This is a genomic window from Bacillus sp. AR13-1, from assembly GCF_008042285.1.
Lineage (GTDB): Bacteria > Bacillota > Bacilli > Bacillales > Bacillaceae_G > Bacillus_A > Bacillus_A mycoides.
On the sequence record NZ_QNUA01000025.1, the window covers coordinates 111,734 to 126,815 of the forward strand.

Here is a 15,082-nt window from a genome sequence, read left to right on the forward strand (position 1 = left end):
GCTTTTTTATTCTTCCTCGTTTACGTGTTCAAACGCTTGCTCGAAGATATGAATTACGTGTTGATCAGCTAATGAGTAATAAACTACCTTTCCTTCTTTACGGTTCTTTACAAGCTTTGCTTGCTTTAATACACGAAGCTGATGTGAGATTGAAGATTGCGTCATTCCTAATAAATAAGCTAAATCACAAACACACATTTCAGCTTCAAATAATGCATGTAATATTCTCGTACGTGTACGGTCACCTAATACTTTAAATAATTCTGCTACTTTACTTAAACTTTCATCAGTCGGAATTGTTTGTTTTACTTGATCCACGATTTCCTCGTGAATTACCGTTTGAGAACATGCTTCCTGTTGCGTTTCTACTTTATTTTCAGCCATCACAGCTCACCTCTTTATTTGAACATATGAACAATTATTCATATGTATTATACCTTTATTATATGAGCGTCCATTCATATGTGTCAATGAATTCTCATACATTTTTTAAAACATTTCGTTCACATTTCAAAATAAACATATAAATATTCTCCGCATCTATCATGCTCTTCATACAAAAAGGATGCACGAAACTACCGTGCATCCCTTCTTATTTATCCCGCATTAACAGGCAGTAAGACTCCCACCTCAAAATGCAGCTGGAACAAAGAAGTTAGGTGGGAGATTAACTGCCCGTAAAAGCCCGATTGGTGAGGGCTAATAATCAGTGGGGGATGAAGCCCCCCACTGATTAAAGTTTCACTTTATTAACTTTCACTGCATCCACAATTAACGAAGCGAATCCTAACTTTCCATCCTGATTTCTATGATCAAAGCGTTTCGAACGATAAATAAGTCCACCGTTCTCTTTCCAATCACTATAATGAAACTGGCCATTCTCATCACAGTATTCTAAAAGCTTTACTTGAAAACCTACTGCTTCAAACATAGATATAATCGTTTTGTAGTTATGTACAATTTTATGACTTGCAGCTGGATGATCTAACGGGCCAGGTCCTCCCACTTGCACACCACGCTGATATTCTTCATTGGGGAAAAATGCATCCGGCACTGCACAACGAATATAACCATCATCTTGTAAAAACTCAAAGCATATTTTAGCTGCTTCTATACCCTCTTCATACGATAAATGCTCCCATACATGTTCAGCTAAAATTACCGATAAAGAATTAGGCTGAAATTTATTAAGCCACGTTTCTCTTTTTAATAAATTTAATTCATCCTCATTTGTATGTAACCAACCTGGATTATTATTATATCCCTCTGCTCCAACGACAACTTTCGTCTCCATCTTTCCACCCCTTTTTTCATATTCCGACATAAAAAGTTCGACAAAGTAACATTGACCCCCTTTATTTCCCCAAAAGAAAAAACCTTGCGCGCTCCCTAGACGCACAAGGCTTACTATCTTATATCCCTTTAATTAGCTTTTTCTAAACTATCTTGCGAACTTCCATCTTCTTTTAGATGACTGTGCTTTTTCGAATATACAAAGTATACAACCACTCCTATTGCCAACCAAACACCGAAGTATATCCATGTTTTTAACGGTAGATTTACCATTAAGAATAGACAGCATGCAACTGAAATAATCGGTAAGATTGGTACAAATGGTACCATAAATCCACGTTGTAATTTCGGATGCGTTTTACGAAGAATGATGACAGTTACACCAACCATCGCGAATGTTAATAACGCTCCAATATTCGCTAAATTTGACAATTCTTTTAAATCGATAAATCCAGCAATTAAAGCACTACCAATTCCTGTTAACCAAACTGAAAATGTTGGTGCTTCTGTCTTCTTGTTAATTTTCGCAAAAGATTTTGGCAATAAACCATCACGGCTCATCGCGAAGAATACACGTGTCGTAGCGTAGATGTATGCGAAAATTACAGCCATAATACCAATTACAGCTCCAATAGCAATTACACCAGCCACTTTATCTTGTCCTACAACTTCTAGTACATAGGCCATCGCTTCAGGTACATCTAATTCCTTGTAAGAAACCATACCTGTCATAACGAGACAAACTACAACATAAATGATTGTACAAATGACTAATGAAGCAATAATACCAATCGGTAGATCACGTTGCGGATTTTTTACTTCTTCAGCAGAAGTTGCTAATGCATCAAATCCTAAGAAAGCGAAGAATACTGCTGCTCCTCCGGCAAAGACTCCACTTAAGCCGTACGGTGCAAATGGTATCCAGTTTTCTGGTTTCACGTAGAATACACCAACTGCAATGAATAAAACAACAATACCAATTTTAATTAATACCATTATGTTATTCACACGCTTACTTTCTTTTGTACCTCGTGATAATAACCAAGTTATCACCAACGTAATGATAACTGCGGGTAAGTTCACCATACCACCTTGCGATGGAATCGTTAACAATGCTTTAGGAATTTCAAGTCCCAATCCACTCACTAAATTATTGAAATAACCTGTCCATCCGCCAGCTACTGCGGCAGTCGTTACGACATATACGGATAGCAATGTCCATCCCATTAAATGGGCAACAAACTCACCAATTGTTGCATATGAATATGTGTACACACTACCTGAAACAGGAAGTGCAGATGCAACCTCTGCATAACATAAAGCTGCAAATCCACAAACAATTGCTGCAATCATAAATGAAAAAATAACTGCTGGACCAGCATCTCTTGCTGCTACTAATCCAGTTAATACTAGAACTCCTGTACCAATTATCGCACCAATCCCTAGCATTGTTAGGTCAAATGCCCCTAGCGTTTTCGTCAAAGTTTTACTTTTACTTTCCCCTAACAATTGCGTAACGGATTTCTTTTTAAATAGGTTGGCCACGATGAATGCCCCCTTTTACCAAGAAGAGCTAAGAGGTATTATCTCTTAGCTCTTATCATGTTGTTTTATATATTGTTCGATTTTGTTTTGTATAATGCTTCTATTAGCAAGATACTGTTTCTGCTTCTAATAATTCTTTAGCACCTTTGTACTCTACACCGTGAGCTTCTGCAACTGCTTCGAATGTTACATAGCCTTCTAATGTATTAATACCTTTTAATAATGCAGTGTTGCCTAGGCAAGCTTCTTTGTAGCCTTTGTTAGCAATTTGTACTGCATATGGTACTGTTACGTTTGTTAATGCAAGAGTTGATGTACGTGGAACCGCACCTGGCATGTTTGCAACTGCATAATGAACAACGCCGTGTTTTTCATAAGTTGGGTTATCATGAGTTGTAATACGGTCAGTTGTTTCGAAAATACCACCTTGGTCAATCGCGATATCTACAACAACAGAACCTTGTTCCATTGATTTAATCATTTCTTCTGTTACAAGTTTTGGAGCCTTTGCACCTGGGATTAATACTGCACCGATTACAAGATCAGATTCTTTTACAGCTTCTGCAATATTGTAAGGATTAGACATTAAAGTTTTTACTTGGTTTCCGAAAATGTCATCTAATTGACGAAGACGTTCTGCACTTAAGTCGATGATTGTTACATCCGCACCTAGTCCAACTGCAATTTTAGCAGCATTTGTACCAGCTTGTCCACCACCGATAATTGTTACTTTACCACGTTTAACTCCTGGAACACCTGCAAGTAAGATACCTTTACCGCCTTTGTTTTTCTCAAGGAATTGCGCACCGATTTGTGCAGCCATACGACCAGCTACTTCACTCATAGGTGCAAGTAATGGTAAAGAACGGTTTTCTAATTGTACTGTTTCATATGCGATAGCAACAACTTTCTTTTCAATTAACGCTTTTGTTAATTCTGGTTCTGGAGCTAAGTGTAAGTATGTGAATAAGATTAAACCTTCGCTGAAGTGTTTGTATTCGCTTTCAACTGGTTCCTTAACTTTCATAACCATTTCCATGTTCCAAGCTTCTTCAGCCGTATCAACAATTTTCGCTCCCGCTTCAACATACTGAGCATCTGTGAAACCAGATCCTACACCTGCGTCCTTTTGAATGAATACTTCGTGATTGTTACGAACTAAATGTACAACACCTGCTGGTGTCATTGCCACACGGTTTTCGTTGTTTTTAATTTCTGCTGGTACCCCAATACGCATAATGAAATGCCCCCTTATAATTAACAGAAAAAAGGAATTCTTTTTTCTTTTTTAAATAATTAATAACTTACGTCCTTATTCTAGCATAACTTAAAAGTTATGAAAACGCTAACATACTTTTTTTTTAAAGTTTATATATTTAGAATAGTGTAAATATATAAAACATTGATTTTATTGGGTTCTCCGTACCACTCCATCATCTATTACTCTATTTCTATTATATCCATTCAAAATGCATAGTAATTATTTATTATTTGACAATAATGTAACAATGTAAAAAAACTAAGCAATGACGTATACATATACACTTATTACTTTGTTCAATACTTTAGAAATATATTCTTTTCACAAAAAAACAGCTACTGGCATTTAGCCAGCAGCTGGATAACTTATAAATAACTTTGAAAATAGATCTTCTGTCGTCTCACTAATTTTATCAAACATATCACTTTCACGATCTTCTTGCTCTTTTAACATCTTAATTGTTTCACGTGCATCTTCAGGATAATCGGTAATGATACCATCTACGTTTAACTTATAATATCCCTTTAAACTTTCCATATCATTTACCGTCCATACGTAAATTGGCTTGTTTAACTTCCTTGCTTCTTTTACTAATTTCTTATTTAACATGTATTCTTCTGCTACATAAAAATCAGCCTTCACATTCTTTAAGTTAGCTCTACTCGCATACAGTATATATCCTACTTTTATATTTGGATTTGCACGTTTAAACTCTTTAATAAGCGGATAGTGTAACGTTTGAATGACACATTGCTTCTCAAATTCATTATCTTTAATCGCTTTTAATACTTTGTTTACGAAATCTTTTTCGCCACCATGAAGCTTCACTTCAATATTAAGTTTGATTTTTCCTTTTGCCAACTTAATGATCTCATCAAGTGTACTTATTTGTCCTGAAAAACCATCTTGACTAAGGGTAAGCTGTCTTAACTCCTCCATCGTTAAATCGGACACATGAACATTAGCATTAGCAAGACGTTTTAGCTTCAAATCATGTATAACTGCTAGTTCACCGTCTTTTGTTTGCAGTACATCAATTTCAGCGTAGTCTGCTTTGGCATCAATAGCCCCCTGCACAGCTTCTTTCGTATTCTCTACACCTTTTGAAATATAACCACGATGAGCCATAATAATTGGTTCTTTATATGAATTTGAAATAAACGTTACAATGAAGGCAACGACCATTCCGGCAGTAATAATTCCTACAATATATACACCAATAAATTTCCAACGATGTTTTTGGAAGAAACATTTATCTGCTTTTGTTTTCGAATAATCTAATCCTTCTTCTAATAAAACCTCTTCAACCGGAACCTTTTGTAAATACAATCGTGTTATTGCCATAATATAAAATGGCGTCACGATAAAACTAAATAAATACAATGTACTCGTTAAAAATACAGACATTGTTGATTCCGCTAATAATGCAAATGTTCCCTGTGGATTTGTAAATTCATACATGCCCCATAGACACAATAAATACATTCCAAAAAATACACCGTATACAATCCCTATTGAAATAAAAAATCCTACTAAAAAGAATAGTACTTTAAAAAAACTTTCTTTTACTAACGTTGCACTTTTACGTGCTGCTGTGCGAAACGGCTTTTGCTCTAAAACAACAATAGGTAGAACAAAAATCCAGCGAAGGTTCAAATACGCAACTACAGCAAAGAACGTGTAATAACCAACTTGTCCCATCGTTGTCTTAAACAGTTCTCCTGTAATAAAGTTAGGAATTTGAATTTGCGGAATTAATGCCGTTTCATATCCAATATTTAAAAGAGGTAACAATACGACAGCATATAAAATAAATCCTGGTAAGCAATATGTGAAAAGAGTAGGTAAATACGTTACGGTTTTATATAAAATCGGACGTAATTTCACCTTTTGTCTTTTATGAGCGAAGTACGAAATGATAATAAGCACCGCAAATTCCGTAAAGATAAGAAACAGTGCTAACAATGATAAAATTACGATTGCCAAAATGCCGTATGGTGTCTTTAAAAACGCTAATAATTCATCATTCGTCGCATTTGCATAACCACCAAAATACAATAACTTATTAAAAATGATCCCAAATAGCGGGACAAATACAATCGCTGCTAATAATTTATAAGCAAGTTGAAAGGTTAATACATTCCAAAAAGCAAATCTAACTGTTTGAAAGGAATGTCCCATTACCCCTGGTATAGATAGTCTTTTACGGTGTTGCATATATTCCTCCACATTCTAAAACGATATTTGAGATGGATTCCATATTTCCATTTCCAACCCATCTTTTTAATAATAATATATTCCACTTAACATGAACACTCTTATACATACAATGAAAAAGTGATGGCTACTTGCCATCACTTTTTCATTTACTCTATTTTTTCTCTAACCCTTGACCAAATGCTTTCAAGAAGCTAAAACCGAATGTAATTGCTCTATTGATATCTGGATCTTTTAACACTTTAAAGAAATCCATCACTTTTGTTTTTTTACCACTATTTAATTCCTCTGTTGCAAATTGTAATCCAGTGACTAAACTAGATGTTATTTGTTTCGTTATTTCTGGGTCCACTGAAGATAATGCCTCTCCTGCCCCCATCATATTGTTTAATGCGTTTTTTACTGGTTCACGATTCAATTGTTCAACAGCTATTTTGGAAACATCTTCTTTTGCAGCAAGTAAACTAATTGCTGCATCTAAAATTCCTGCTTTTTGCAACTGCGCTAATAGCCGCATCGTCTCTTCTACTGCTTCTCTATTCTCAGCTAGATCATTTAACAACTCATCTGTTACTTGCTGTTTTTTTTCTTCTTCTGTTACAATCTTCTTTTTAATTAAAGTAATCTCTTTTGCCATTATCTCCGCCCCCTAATTCTGGTCCACAAGTGATACGTATTGTTTTCTTTGCCACTTTCGCTCGATTTCAACACCATTTTGCGGATGACGTTTTTTATCTCTCGGGTTTGAAGATGGTAACGGACGATTTCCTTTTTCACGTAATACGCGCAGTTTCACCATTGTTTGTTTATAAGCTGGTGTACACGTATAAATGTCTGTTGCTGTTCCTGTTAAAATATTGATTGCCTCTTCATTTACTGTCGCATGCATCGGCAAATACAACTCATTTCCAGTTACACGATCTGTAACAAGCGCTTGTACTTTGATTTTTCCAAATGGTGATGCTAACTCTACAAGACCACCATCTTTCACATTGCGTTCTTTAGCAAGTTCAGGTGAAATTTCAACAAATACTTCAGACACTTTAGATAAAATACCAGCCGACTTATTCGTCATATTCCCTTCATGGAAATGCTCTAGCATACGGCCATTATTTAATAGTAAATCATACTCATCTGGTGCTATAACTGGCGGAACCCATTCATCTAGTGATAAACGTGCTAGTTTGTCTGGGAAGTTAAATCCATCTACATATAATAATGGCGTATCACTACCATCATGGCTACCCCAACATAAACTATTCCAGCCTTCTAGACGGTCGTACGTCGCTTGAGAGTATAACGGTGCAAGCGATGCAATTTCGTCCATAATTTCACTTGGACTTCCATAATTCCAGTCTCCGCCCAGTGCACGAGCTACTTTTTGTAAAATCCACCAATCTGGTTTTGAATCACCAAGCGGTTTCAATACTTCGTATAATCTTTGAATACGGCGCTCTGTATTCGTAAACGTTCCTTCTTTTTCTAAGCTTGGTGCTGCTGGTAAAATAACATCGGCGAAACGAGCTGTTTTCGATAAGAACATATCTTGAACAACAAGGAAGTCTAAATTCGCTAAAATATGTTGTACATGGTTGGCATTTGAATCTACTAAAGCCATTTCTTCTCCCATAACATACATACCACGTAGTTTTCCTTCTTCGGCCGCAAGTAACATTGCGATATTATTTAATCCCGGTTCTTTCGGAATGGTAGTACCGTATGCTTTTTCAAATTTCGCACGATGCACATCATCTGAAACAGCTTGGTAACCCGGAAGCCAGTTCGGTAATGTCGCCATATCACAAGCACCTTGTACGTTATTATGCCCGCGTAACGGATACGCACCGGCACCAGGACGACGGTAGTTACCTGTAACGAGAAGTAAATTTGAAATTGCTGCTGACGTTGTACTTCCTCCTGTATTTTGAGTTACACCCATTCCCCAAAGTACACAAGTACCATCTGCTTCATATACCATACGAGCCATTTCTTTTAACTGAGCTTTAGAAATCCCTGTAATTCCCTCAGTATAATCAAGCGTATATTTTTCTAGCATTTTGCTATATTCATCAAAATTCTTTACATTTTCAGCTATGAACTTTTTATCGTGCCAATCTTGATCAATAATGTATTTCGTTATCCCAGCAAGCCATACATAATCCGTCCCTTGACTCGGGTGAACAAATATATCAGCACGCTCCGCCATTTCATGTTTACGAAGGTCTGCGACAATTAGTTTTTGTTCATGTAATTTATGAGCACGCTTCACTCTAGTTGCAAGTACAGGATGTCCTTCTGTTGGATTTGCCCCAACAATAATAACAAGACCTGCCTCAGCAATATCTTTCACTGTTCCAGCATCTCCGCCCATACCGACAGTTTTAAATAAACCGTCTGTTGCTGGAGATTGGCAATAACGGGAACAGTTATCTACATTATTTGTTCCATATATTTGACGAGCTAGTTTTTGCATAAGATAGTTTTCTTCATTTGTTACTTTCGAAGAAGAAATAAACCCAAACGCATCGCTACCATACTCTGATTTAATATGTTGCATATTAGATGCAACAACTTCAAGAGCCTCTTCCCATGAAGCCTCAACAAACATATCCCCTTGGCGAATTAACGGCTTTGTAATACGCTCTTCACTGTTCACAAAGTCCCATCCGAATTTTCCTTTTACACATGTGGAAATACCATTAACCGGTGCATCTGAAACAGGTTGCACTTTTAAAATTTGACGATCTTTCGTCCATACTTCAAATGAACAACCTACACCACAAAATGTACAAACTGTTTTTGTCTTATTAATTTTCGTCTTACGCATCGCGGACTCTACTTCTGAAACTGCTAAAATACTGCTATATCCAGGCTCTACATCTTTTACAAAATCAATCATTGGATTTAGCACATCTGGTTTTAAACCAGTCATAAATCCAGCTTCTCCTAGCATCGTTTTTTCCATTAATGCATTACAAGGACAAACTGTTACACATTGCCCACAGCTAACACAAGACGAGTCATTTATACTCACACCATTGTCCCAAATAACACGTGGACGGTCTAAACTCCAATCAATCGATAAAGTTTCATTTACTTGTAAATTTTGGCATACTTCTACACACTGCCCACAAGCAATACATTGATTTGGATCGTATCGATAGAATGGATGCGACGTATCCACTTCGCATGCACTTACTTTCGGTTCATATGGATATTTCTGTTCTTCAATCTCCATCATATGTACTGTATTATGGACTTTACAGTTACCATTATTGTTATCACATACTGTACAATACAATAAATGATTCTCTAATATTCGATCCATCGCTTCAGTTTGTGCTTCCTTTGCACGTTCCGATTGCCTCTCAATATGCATGCCATCTTCCAACTTCGTCGAACAGGCACGTAGTAAACTTCCATTCACTTCTACAATACATGTATCACAAGTTTGAATAGGATCTACCTCTGGTACATGACAAATTTGAGGATGTTCTAAATTACTTTCGTTAAACAATTGGAGTATCGTCTTTTCACCTGATACGAAAAATTCTTTACCATCAACGGTTACACGGACTGTCTGTTCTGTCATAGTTTCCCCTCTCCTTACAACTAACTGTACAACACAATTATGAATCCGTTTTCATAATTGTGTTGTACATATTTTTGAAGCGCCCTGTTGAAATACTTTCCTTTGGAAGTCGATTCTAGATGTTATAAGGTATAACTACGAAAGCTTGAAAATGTCGCTATTTTACAAATCTATTATATCGTACATATACAATAATAACCAAAATAATCTGCCATCTTCTTGTTAGTAGATGCTTTTGTTTTTTCGATGTTTTATGATAAATATGGGGAAAAATACATATAAAGGGGAATTTAATATGGGGCCTATTCAAGAAACATATACAATTGTACGTTATCAATCTGGTACATTTTCAAAACAAACCGATGAGGTTGTTACGGAATCTCCCATTACAATTAAATTAAATAGCGAAGAATACGTAACAGTTGTATGCACTCCTAATTACATTGAAGATATGGTAACCGGTTTTTTAATTTCTGAAGGAATTATTTCTTCTTATAAAGATATTGAAGAATTATGGATCCAAAAAGAAAACGGAATTGTCCATGTAAAATCATCAAAAATTAATCCGCTCTATCAAACTTTATATAATAAAAGGTACGTAACTTCTTGTTGCGGGAAAAGTAGACAAGGTTTTGTTTTCGTCAACGATGCAGCAAAAGCAAAAAAGTTACATGATATACATATAACTATTACTCCGGAAGAATGTTTTCACCTAATGACTTCCTTACAACAATCTTCAACTACATTTCGCCAAACGGGTGGTGTGCATAATACCGCTTTATGTGATCGAAATAACATTCTTTTATCAAGAATGGATATCGGAAGACATAATGCGCTAGATAAAATATACGGTCATTGTTTACGAAACAATATCTCTGTTCAAGGGAAAATCATTGCGTTTAGCGGACGCATCTCATCTGAAATTTTGTTAAAGGTTTCAAAAATAGGTTGCGAAATTGTTCTATCTAAATCAGCTCCAACTAAACTAGCTCTGCAACTCGCCCACGATTTAGGTATTACCGTAGTAGGATTTATTCGAAATGGATCTTGCAATATTTATACACATCCGGAACGAATCGATGGCTACAAAATAAACGATTGAATACGTAAAAGAAAGTGAAAATTTAATCAGTGGAGGGTTTTTCCCTCCTCACTGATTATTAGCCCAACCAATCGGGCTTTTACGGGCAATCTGACTCCCACGAATAGTTGGATAAAAATGACTCCTTTACAAAGCGGAAATTTTAGTTATAAAAATGTAACATATTAAAACCTTGAATAGTTAATAAAGTTAATATATAATTTCATTACATAAAGTGAAACTATAATCAGTGGGGGGTGTTCATCCCCCACTGATTATTAGCCTTCACCAATCGGGCTTTTACGGGCAGCCCGACTCCCACCTAACTTCTTTGCTCCAGCCGAATTTCGAGGTAGGAGTTTTACTGCCCACAAATAGCGGGATAAATAAAATGAAAACATAGTAGCATAATCTTTTCATTCTTTTACAAATTAAGAAAGAATAGTCACAGAATACATTTAACTAAACTTAATCTTACAAAGTTAATGAATTAAATTTGAATCAATCTAGGAGGTTACAACTATGGAAATTCGCTTATTAACAACAGAGGACGCAGAAATTTATTTGAAAGTTTGTATGGAAGGTTTAACGAAAAACCCTGAGGCTTTTAGCTCTTCTTATGAAGATGTTCTTAAACATGAAAACCCTGTCGCTGCTATGGCAAAGCGATTAAGCAATCCGGATAAGTATACTCTAGGTGTCTTCAAAGATAATGATTTAGTCGGTATTGCTACTCTAGAAACAAAGCCATTTATTAAGCAAGAGCATAAGGCAAAAATCGGCTCCGTTTTTGTTTCTCCAAAAGCGCGTGGTCTCGGTGCAGGACGAGCTTTAATTAAAGCGATTATTGAAAATGCCGATAAATTACATGTAGAACAGCTCATGCTTGATGTTGTTGCTGATAACACTGCTGCAAAAAAATTATATGAGTCCCTCGGCTTCCAAACTTACGGCGTGCAAGAACGGTCCTTAAAACATAATGGCCAATATTGGGACGAAGAGCATATGGTTTTATTCTTAAATAATTAACATTTAAATATAATTTTTCAAAAGCATCTTCTTATTAATTAAGATGCTTTTTTCATTACAACAATGTAATCTTCATGTCACCTTTATCGATCGTTCCAATCCTTTCCATTCGTTATACTAAAAATATAAAGTGAAACTTTACTCAGCGAGGAGGATCCATCTCCCGCTAATTATTAAGTAAACGTATAGCTAGCAATTGATATGTAGAGGAGAATGTAACATGAAACAAAACAAACAAGCTATCTTTTTAATATTTGCTACAGCAATTGTAACTTCTGGATTAGCAATTTTACCTTGGTTTATTATATAGAATACATAAAAAAAGCTTATTGCTTCTTAAGAAGCAATAAGCTTTTTTTCTATTATAAAATCCCGAAAAATTTATTTACACAACTTATCATAATAAGCATAGATACCGCAACACACATTACAACCGCATTACGATCTTGCTTTTCTTTTTGTAAATGCTCTACTTTTTTACTCATGTGTACAATCCCCTTTTAAAAAAAGTGTGAGATAGGAAATTTTTCTTATCCGATGCGAGGTGAATACGAAAACCCTCTCTATCTCACATACACAATAGAATGGAATTGTCATTTTATAAATAAAATGACATGACGTTATGTCGCAACATAGGGTATTTGTGTCGCTACGTTTTCTATTATAAAAAATAGTTGTGCAAAACTAGTGCATTTTTTATGTCAATTGCCCTGATTGAAAAAATCAGCCATCCATTCAATCACATAAAAAGAGTTTTTTATTATTTTCATGTAAACTATACAAGTAGAATGAATAGTTTGGGGTGCACAAGATTATGGTGAAAATTTTATTAGTAGACGATGAAGAACGTATGTTACGATTGTTAGATCTGTTCTTAAGCCCTCGTGGCTATTTTTGTATGAAAGCTACTTCTGGCCTTGAAGCGCTAGAATTAATCGAACAAAAGGACTTCGATATTATTTTATTAGATGTTATGATGCCGAATATGGATGGGTGGGATACTTGCTATCAAATCCGTCAAATTTCCAACGTTCCAATTATTATGCTAACAGCTCGCAACCAAAATTATGATATGGTCAAAGGCCTGACCATGGGAGCAGATGACTATATTACAAAACCATTTGATGAGCATGTATTAGTTGCACGAATTGAGGCCATATTACGCCGTACGAAGAAAGACGGATTTGTTAGCTTCAATGGTATTGAGTGGGATAAAACGAAACATACTGTTACCGTTTATGGTGAAAGAATCTCACTAACTCCTATTGAATTCTCGTTACTTGGACTCTTTTTACAAAATACAAACCGTGCTTACAGCCGTGATGATTTAATTGAAAAAATTTGGGGATATCAAACAGACATCGAATACAGAACTATCGATTCACATATTCGTAATATCCGTGATAAATTACGCAAAAAAGAATTTCCAGTTGAAGATTACTTAGAAACCGTCTATAAAGTCGGATATAAATGGAAAAGTGAATAATTACTTTAATCAGTGGGGATGGATAAAACCCCACTGATTAAAGTTTCACTCTATATGAAATAAGGTATGGTGAGAAAATGAGCAAACTTTCCCTTAAAGTTGGGACATACTTTTTAATATTAGCTTTATGTATTGAGACAATCGCTTTCGTATCTTTTTATAAGAACCTTTCAAACATACGCATTGAAGAGGAAACTCTTGCTCTTTTAGAGAAAGGAAATCGCTATAGTAAAATGATTAAAAACCGCGCGAAGTGGGGTGCATATTCTAAAGAAAAGAAACTCACAGAAAGCGCTGAACACAGTAAACGGCCTAAACGTGCTGTGTACCCCGAGTTTGATATCAACACTGCGGCTGAACACTTAGTTGAATCAGAATTAATTGCTAACTCTGATATAGCTATCATTATAACAGACAATAACGGCAAAATTATTTCTACCTCAGAACCCGTAACGAAAGAAATGCAAAAACAACTTACTTGTAAAACTGAGACTATCCCAGAAGGTGGATTAATCGTTGAAAAAAACTGGAAAAAATCAAAATTCATCTCAACAGTAAGCCCGCTGGAAATTCAAGGATTTCAAGGTAAGTTATATATGTTATTAAAGACATCTTTCTTAGAAAATATGTTACTTAAACTCATGAATCAATTTCTTATCATTAGTGTTTTGACAATTATTTTAACTACTATTTCTGTCTTTGTTTTTTCTCGTGTTATTACAGAACCGCTTATAAAAATGAAGCGGGCGACAGAAAAAATGTCAAAATTAAATAAGCCGATTCAATTAGGAATTAAACGAAATGATGAACTTGGAAGCTTAGCAAAAACGATTGAAGATTTATCTAGTGAACTTACGTATATGAAAAAAGAACGAAACGAATTTCTCGCTAGTGTAGCGCATGAATTACTAACTCCATTAACCTATATGAAAGGTTATGCAAAGGTAGCAAAAAGAGATTCTCTAACGAAAGAAGAACGTGAAGAATACTTACAAATCATTGAAGACGAAACGGATAGTGTAACCGATCTCGTACAAGATTTATTTATGCTTGTACAATTAGAGCAACACCAGTTTGTTATAAAAAAACAAAAAGTAATTCTTAAACCATTTTTAGAACGAATGGTTGAAAAAACAAAAACAACATTAAAAAACAAACAAATGCAACTCCATGTACATTGCAAAGATGATTTAGAAGTTTGCATAGACGAAAGACGTATGGAACAAGTTATGTTAAATTTATTACACAATGCTTATCAACATTCACCAGAAAACACTTCTATAATAATACGTGTACTAACCAGTGCGAATACTTTTACAATAAGTGTACAAGATGAAGGTGAAGGTATTCCAAAAGAAGATATCCCACATGTTTTTGATCGCTTTTACCGTGTCGATAAATCCAGAACACGAGCTACAGGTGGAAAAGGTATCGGACTGGCTGTTGCAAAAGAAATTGTAGAACTTCATAATGGTTCTATTGAAGTTAAAAGCGAATTAGAAGTCGGAACAGAATTTATAATTGAATTACCATTTGTATAATATATGCGTGAAATCACCAGTAGTAGTCAACACTACT

The 15,082-nt window shown here is 35.4% G+C and carries 12 protein-coding genes; 4 read left to right on the forward strand and 8 right to left on the reverse strand.

All coding sequences use genetic code 11. The annotated features are described in order from the left end of the window. Positions 1-6: 6 nt before the first annotated feature. The 7 genes from DN408_RS19305 to fdhF all read right to left on the reverse strand — a co-directional run bounded on the left by DN408_RS19305 (position 7) and on the right by fdhF (position 9,908). The gene (locus DN408_RS19305) at positions 7-384 is read right to left on the reverse strand and encodes an ArsR/SmtB family transcription factor (protein WP_002010461.1); all 378 of its coding nucleotides are present in this window, start codon (positions 382-384) and stop codon (positions 7-9) included. Between the two features lie 349 nt (positions 385-733). Next, the gene (locus tag DN408_RS19310; protein ID WP_033713463.1) at positions 734-1,294 is read right to left on the reverse strand and encodes a class I SAM-dependent methyltransferase; all 561 of its coding nucleotides are present in this window, start codon (positions 1,292-1,294) and stop codon (positions 734-736) included. Positions 1,295-1,422: 128 nt separating this feature from the next. Then, the gene (locus DN408_RS19315) at positions 1,423-2,838 is read right to left on the reverse strand and encodes an amino acid permease (RefSeq protein WP_002029712.1); all 1,416 of its coding nucleotides are present in this window, start codon (positions 2,836-2,838) and stop codon (positions 1,423-1,425) included. Between the two features lie 103 nt (positions 2,839-2,941). Then, complete coding sequence (ald, locus tag DN408_RS19320; RefSeq protein ID WP_002010453.1) at positions 2,942-4,075, reverse strand: alanine dehydrogenase; 1,134 nt, start codon at positions 4,073-4,075, stop codon at positions 2,942-2,944. Positions 4,076-4,444: 369 nt separating this feature from the next. Further along, on the reverse strand, positions 4,445-6,316 hold the full coding sequence (locus DN408_RS19325) for a glycerophosphoryl diester phosphodiesterase membrane domain-containing protein (RefSeq protein WP_002188257.1): 1,872 nt from the start codon (positions 6,314-6,316) through the stop codon (positions 4,445-4,447). 154 nt (positions 6,317-6,470) lie between these two features. Continuing rightward, a complete protein-coding gene (locus DN408_RS19330; RefSeq protein WP_002169188.1) occupies positions 6,471-6,953 on the reverse strand; it encodes a helical membrane plugin domain-containing protein in 483 nt (160 codons plus the stop codon). 12 nt (positions 6,954-6,965) lie between these two features. Beyond that, positions 6,966-9,908 carry a formate dehydrogenase subunit alpha gene (gene fdhF / locus DN408_RS19335; RefSeq protein ID WP_002010447.1) on the reverse strand — a complete coding sequence of 981 codons (2,943 nt, stop codon included), beginning with the start codon at positions 9,906-9,908 and terminating at the stop codon, positions 6,966-6,968. A 295-nt stretch (positions 9,909-10,203) separates the two neighbouring features. On the opposite strand from fdhF, the gene fdhD reads away from it, so the two are divergent. Together fdhD and DN408_RS19345 are read left to right on the forward strand one after the other, a co-directional pair. Further along, on the forward strand, positions 10,204-11,010 hold the full coding sequence (gene fdhD, locus DN408_RS19340) for a formate dehydrogenase accessory sulfurtransferase FdhD (protein ID WP_002125147.1): 807 nt from the start codon (positions 10,204-10,206) through the stop codon (positions 11,008-11,010). Positions 11,011-11,511: 501 nt separating this feature from the next. After that, positions 11,512-12,018 (forward strand): GNAT family N-acetyltransferase, encoded by a 507-nt coding sequence (locus DN408_RS19345; RefSeq protein ID WP_000405886.1) that lies wholly within the window; start codon positions 11,512-11,514, stop codon positions 12,016-12,018. A gap of 362 nt (positions 12,019-12,380) precedes the next feature. On the opposite strand, the gene DN408_RS32110 is transcribed toward DN408_RS19345, so the two are convergent. Then, complete coding sequence (locus tag DN408_RS32110; RefSeq protein ID WP_002125145.1) at positions 12,381-12,503, reverse strand: hypothetical protein; 123 nt, start codon at positions 12,501-12,503, stop codon at positions 12,381-12,383. Positions 12,504-12,832: 329 nt separating this feature from the next. On the opposite strand from DN408_RS32110, the gene DN408_RS19350 reads away from it, so the two are divergent. Together DN408_RS19350 and DN408_RS19355 are read left to right on the forward strand one after the other, a co-directional pair. Further along, the gene (locus DN408_RS19350) at positions 12,833-13,504 is read left to right on the forward strand and encodes a response regulator transcription factor (RefSeq protein WP_002010439.1); all 672 of its coding nucleotides are present in this window, start codon (positions 12,833-12,835) and stop codon (positions 13,502-13,504) included. A gap of 77 nt (positions 13,505-13,581) precedes the next feature. Next, positions 13,582-15,045 carry a sensor histidine kinase gene (locus DN408_RS19355; RefSeq protein ID WP_147740301.1) on the forward strand — a complete coding sequence of 488 codons (1,464 nt, stop codon included), beginning with the start codon at positions 13,582-13,584 and terminating at the stop codon, positions 15,043-15,045. Positions 15,046-15,082 lie beyond the last annotated feature (37 nt).

Coding starts and splice junctions, on each gene's coding strand:
- DN408_RS19305 (WP_002010461.1), bottom strand. CDS start 384: ATGGCTGAAAATAAAGTAGAAACGCAACAGGAAGCATGTTCTCAAACG.
- DN408_RS19310 (WP_033713463.1), bottom strand. CDS start 1,294: ATGGAGACGAAAGTTGTCGTTGGAGCAGAGGGATATAATAATAATCCA.
- ald (WP_002010453.1), bottom strand. CDS start 4,075: ATGCGTATTGGGGTACCAGCAGAAATTAAAAACAACGAAAACCGTGTG.
- DN408_RS19325 (WP_002188257.1), bottom strand. CDS start 6,316: ATGCAACACCGTAAAAGACTATCTATACCAGGGGTAATGGGACATTCC.
- DN408_RS19330 (WP_002169188.1), bottom strand. CDS start 6,953: ATGGCAAAAGAGATTACTTTAATTAAAAAGAAGATTGTAACAGAAGAA.
- fdhF (WP_002010447.1), bottom strand. CDS start 9,908: ATGACAGAACAGACAGTCCGTGTAACCGTTGATGGTAAAGAATTTTTC.
- fdhD (WP_002125147.1), top strand. CDS start 10,204: ATGGGGCCTATTCAAGAAACATATACAATTGTACGTTATCAATCTGGT.
- DN408_RS19345 (WP_000405886.1), top strand. CDS start 11,512: ATGGAAATTCGCTTATTAACAACAGAGGACGCAGAAATTTATTTGAAA.
- DN408_RS32110 (WP_002125145.1), bottom strand. CDS start 12,503: ATGAGTAAAAAAGTAGAGCATTTACAAAAAGAAAAGCAAGATCGTAAT.
- DN408_RS19350 (WP_002010439.1), top strand. CDS start 12,833: ATGGTGAAAATTTTATTAGTAGACGATGAAGAACGTATGTTACGATTG.
- DN408_RS19355 (WP_147740301.1), top strand. CDS start 13,582: ATGAGCAAACTTTCCCTTAAAGTTGGGACATACTTTTTAATATTAGCT.